At 41.9% G+C, this 4,265-nt stretch carries 5 protein-coding genes; 4 read left to right on the forward strand and 1 reads right to left on the reverse strand.

Annotated features, from left to right (window positions below):
* Nucleotides 1-52: 52 nt before the first annotated feature.
* Nucleotides 53-952, reverse strand: coding sequence for a LysR family transcriptional regulator (locus tag MHN01_RS18245; protein WP_239412647.1), 900 nt, complete (start codon nt 950-952; stop codon nt 53-55).
* A 183-nt stretch (nt 953-1,135) separates the two neighbouring features.
* On the opposite strand from MHN01_RS18245, the gene MHN01_RS18250 reads away from it, so the two are divergent.
* From MHN01_RS18250 to MHN01_RS18265, 4 genes are all read left to right on the forward strand, one after another.
* Entirely contained in the window at nt 1,136-1,777 is a 642-nt protein-coding gene (locus MHN01_RS18250) for an NAD(P)-dependent oxidoreductase (protein WP_239412648.1), read from the forward strand.
* A gap of 177 nt (nt 1,778-1,954) precedes the next feature.
* Nucleotides 1,955-2,578: a LysE family translocator gene (locus MHN01_RS18255; protein WP_239412649.1), complete on the forward strand. Its 624-nt coding sequence runs from the start codon at nt 1,955-1,957 to the stop codon at nt 2,576-2,578.
* Nucleotides 2,579-2,856: 278 nt separating this feature from the next.
* Complete coding sequence (locus tag MHN01_RS18260) at nt 2,857-3,600, forward strand: helix-turn-helix transcriptional regulator (RefSeq protein ID WP_239412651.1); 744 nt, start codon at nt 2,857-2,859, stop codon at nt 3,598-3,600.
* Between the two features lie 69 nt (nt 3,601-3,669).
* Nucleotides 3,670-4,265, forward strand: a 596-nt coding sequence (locus MHN01_RS18265) for a transglutaminase family protein (protein WP_239412650.1), incomplete at its 3' end; no start/stop codon positions are given.

Here is a 4,265-nt window from a genome sequence, read left to right on the forward strand (position 1 = left end):
GTTGTGAAGCCCCGTTTATCGGGGCTTTATTTTTTGAACTATTGAAGGTTAATCAATATTCCGTCGGGTTTCCATTCAGTTCCAATTCACGTTTGTATATAGATTCGCGCAAAAAACGGACGAAGACACGTACCCGCTCCGTTGTCAGCAAGTCTGGATGAGTCAGAATCCAGCAAGGGGAGGATTTCAATTTTGTTTGCCCCGGAAGTCGAACTAAAGACGGCTCTTTATCGCCAATAAAACAAAATAGAATTGAGCACCCAAGCCCAGCTTTCACCGCTTGAAGGTGAGCTGATGGCTCATAAATACAGTGTTTCACTCTACAGTTGGAAAAGGGCGTTTCATTATGCCATTTGGCCATCTCTTTGTTATTGGATATCCATCCCACCCAATGCCCCGTTGGCTCAGCTCCAGTAAATCGGTGCGTTTCAATATAATCAGGTGTGGCGTAAACCGCGCTTGCAATATCAGGTATCCGGTGTCCTATTAAATGATCATCAGGTGTTTTTTGAATACGAATAGCAACGTCTGCATCATGTCGACTTAAGTTTGCTATCTCATAGCTAGCATTAATTTGAATATCAATATCTGGATAAAGGGCAGTAAACTCGGCAACACACGGTATCAATAAATTCTGCACGATATGAGGTATTGCAGATATGCGGATAGGGCCCGAAAGAGACGTATTTCGGCCAAAGACTTCTCGTTGCATGCTTAGGATTTCAGACTCAATCCGTTCTGCTCGCTCAACCATGGCCTCACCGATTTCGGTCAATATAAAACCTTCGGGTTGTCGAATAAAGAGTTTGCATCCGAGCTGATCTTCCATTGCCTGTAATCGACGTGAGACCGTTGAATGGCTGACCTTTATAAGTCGGGCTGCAGCTCTCACAGAGCGGCCTCGGAAAATGGCTAAAAATACACGTAAATCATCCCACTCAAAATGCTTCATCGTAGTGTCATCTCTTGGTTTGGCTGGTGGTGCAAAAATGGAACGAGAAAGCGCAATTATAGCTAGTTCCGCATCACTTATGAAGATTGTAAGATTCTAGTGTAAATAAGGCTTGCTAATAAAATGAATGAAATAGCGAATTGTGACTTTTTATTGGTCCTCTAATAGTCAGAAAGGAATGATATGAAAATAGCAGTACTTGGTGCGACAGGCCTTTTAGGTCGACACGTTGTGAAAGAAGCCTTTTCCAGAGGCATTGATTTAAAAGTACTTGTACGTGATCCATCAAAATTGGGCGACCTTCAAAATCAGGTTGAAGTTGTACAAGGGGATTATTTTAACTCTGAAGACCAGGCTAGCACCCTTGAAGGAGTGGATTTGGTGGTTAGTACGATAGGCCCGCCTCCAGTGCGAAAAGGCAGCCCGAAGGTTGAGGTCTATGGCGATGCCATGCGGTCATTGGTTAAGGTAATGAAGCAAAATGGCTTAACGCGTATTGTGAATGTGGCTGGTGCAAGCGCTTCTTACCCTGGAGAGAAGATTGTATTTTCCCGTAAGTTAATGCGGTTAATGATGCATTTCATGGTGCCTGTTATTACACCGGCGAAAGAGCTAGAAATTGAAATCTTGAGATCTTCTGGCTTAGCTCATACTACGGTGCGTCCGCCAATGATTGCCGAAGGAGTAAAAGGTCAGCTAAAAAGCTCTGAAACAGATCCTCAGGGAATGAAAGTGGATGCCGCGCAGCTTGCCGCTTATATGTTAGATGTTATCGAAAAACCAGAATGGCATGGCAAATTACCTTTTGTTGCAACGGGTAACTAAGTTATCTCTGCTTGAACTGTGGTGCTCAGAATCGTTCACTATGCAACGATTCTGTACCCATATGATTTTCAATAACTATGCACCTGAACGATGCTTTGAATGCTGTTTTAGTAGCATTGAATAAGCGCTAGCAATAATTTATCTTGTGTTAAATGATCAACCTTTCACAAGTCCAATATGAACTATGAACTTTGGCTGGGATTTATTCTGGCATCATTAGTAATACTACCTATTCCTGGACCAACATTGTTATTGGTTGTTTCCTACGCATTAAGTCACGGCAGGCAAGCAGCCATTGCTGTAGGCGCAGGCGTGGTTCTAGGCGATATTACAGCAATGACAGCATCGCTAGTCGGCGTAGGCGCCTTGCTCGCTAGCTCAGCGACACTTTACACCACATTCAAATGGTTAGGAGCCTGCTACTTGATCTATCTTGGTATAAAACAATGGCGCGCTCCCGCGACAGCATTTTCTGAAGCCCAAAATCTGAACTCAAATCCAATAAAAATATTTGCCCACACCTATGTTGTAACTAGCCTCAATCCAAAAACCATTCTGTTTTTCGTATCATTTCTGCCTTTGTTTATTGATCCGAACAAGAACTTTGTTCTTCAGGCTTTTGTTTATGAAGTATCCTTTGTAACAATGGCAGTCATTACCATTTCTTTATACGGACTTCTGGCTGTCCAAGCACGACGACTGATCAATACTCCGACAATACAAAGCAAAGTTAACAAAACGACAGGTAGTTTTATTATTGCAGCTGGAGTTGGCGCATTGAGTTGGCAACAGGCTAAGTAAAACAATTTCTTCACTTGCATTTTCTGACCAGTATATTCGTCGTTTTCTATGTAAGAGCTCCATGAGCCCATCTTCTTCGCGCGGTAACTTGGAACTGCCCCTTAGTGCGTTAGAGCACTTGCTCGTAACAACTCTGCTGCTTCCTATTTAACTTAATTGAATTAATAAATAGAGAAACACTCAACACTGCTTCCCCTTGCTGTTTCTAGTACAATCAAAATAGGCAAATAAAGTCGAATAATTGAACAAAATGCTGTTAATTAGAGAGATGAAAAGTGATGAAGTCTAATGTTTGGATCAAGGCAGGTATAGTGATTATATATGGTTCATCTATAGATGCGTCTCCTCATCGTCACCATGCGATTCAGCTAGCTTGGCCTAGAAGTGGCTATAGCTGTAAACTAGATAAAACTGAAATATCGACACCAGTAATAATTGATTCTAACATCGAGCATCAGCTACAAATTGATGAAGGTTGGATCTTGTTGGTCGAGCCCACTAGTGCATTAGGAGTGGCATTATCTAAGAAATTGACAGGGCAACCTTCAAAAGTATTTAAGGCTCCTTCGCCCACTTTTAAATATGTAGAGCACACTGATGATTTGACTGTACTTCTCTCCCCATTATTTGAAGGTCTAGGGCTTTCAAATAAATTCCCTCTCATCAATGAAAGTCAGATCACGGATCATCGCATTAAGGCGTTATTGCATGAACTTAACCAATGCTTAGATGGGGAATGCCTTAAGCCAAGTAATTGGCGGGCATCTGATGTTGCCCAAAAACTCGCTCTATCTGAAAGTCGTTTCCTTCACTTATTTAGCAAAGAACTTGGCATTCCTTGGCGACCATACCTGCTGTGGTGTCGAATGATTTGCGCTGTAAGAGCAATCCTTAATGGAGAACCTGCGACAGATGTAGCTCACAAGGCAGGGTTTTCTGATAGTGCGCATTTAAGCCGAACTTTTCGACAGACATTTGGAATGACGATTCGTCAGGCAAACGCTATTTTTCTAAAAAGTTAGCAAGTTTATTCAAGTCTTGCTACAGAGCATTAGTTACTCTTTTCACGTATTCAATGAAAGGAGTTCCCCATGAGCGAGCTTTCAAAAGATTATCTGAAAGAAACATCAATGTTGGATTTCATGCATCCACATATCCAAAGCCTGGTTGAGAAAAAAGAATGGAAAAAGCTGTCTCAATATGATGCTATTGGTGCAATTTACAATTATGTACGTAATGAGGTTCGTTTCGGCTATAACAAAGATGACCGTATAGCTGCCAGCCAAGTATTAAAAGATGGTTACGGGCAATGTAATACCAAAGGAACGTTGTTACTGGCGCTATTTCGTGCTGTGGGTATTGCTACTCGTATTCACGGTTTTACTATTTATAACGAGTTACAGCGAGGGGCAATCCCGAACTACCTTTTCAAGATCGCGCCAGATCGTATCATCCATAGCTGGGTAGAAGTTTATCAAGGTGGTCGTTGGATCAACTTAGAAGGTTATATTTTAGATAACAAATACTTAAAGCAGATTCAAAATCGATTTGCCGAACAAAGTGAATCGTTTTCAGGCTACGCAATTGCAACCAAGTGCTTGTCAAATCCTAGTGTTGACTGGAAAGGGCAAGATACCTACATACAAAGTGAAGGGATTGCTGATGACTTTGGTGTATTCACTCAACC

The organism is Photobacterium sp. OFAV2-7 (assembly GCF_022347985.1).
In the GTDB taxonomy this organism is placed as follows: Bacteria; Pseudomonadota; Gammaproteobacteria; order Enterobacterales; family Vibrionaceae; genus Photobacterium.

Bases quoted from the DNA above. Each gene is read 5' to 3' on its own strand.
- MHN01_RS18245 (WP_239412647.1), bottom strand. From the start codon at position 952: ATGAAGCATTTTGAGTGGGATGATTTACGTGTATTTTTAGCCATTTTC.
- MHN01_RS18255 (WP_239412649.1), top strand. From the start codon at position 1,955: ATGAACTATGAACTTTGGCTGGGATTTATTCTGGCATCATTAGTAATA.
- MHN01_RS18260 (WP_239412651.1), top strand. From the start codon at position 2,857: ATGAAGTCTAATGTTTGGATCAAGGCAGGTATAGTGATTATATATGGT.
- MHN01_RS18250 (WP_239412648.1), top strand. From the start codon at position 1,136: ATGAAAATAGCAGTACTTGGTGCGACAGGCCTTTTAGGTCGACACGTT.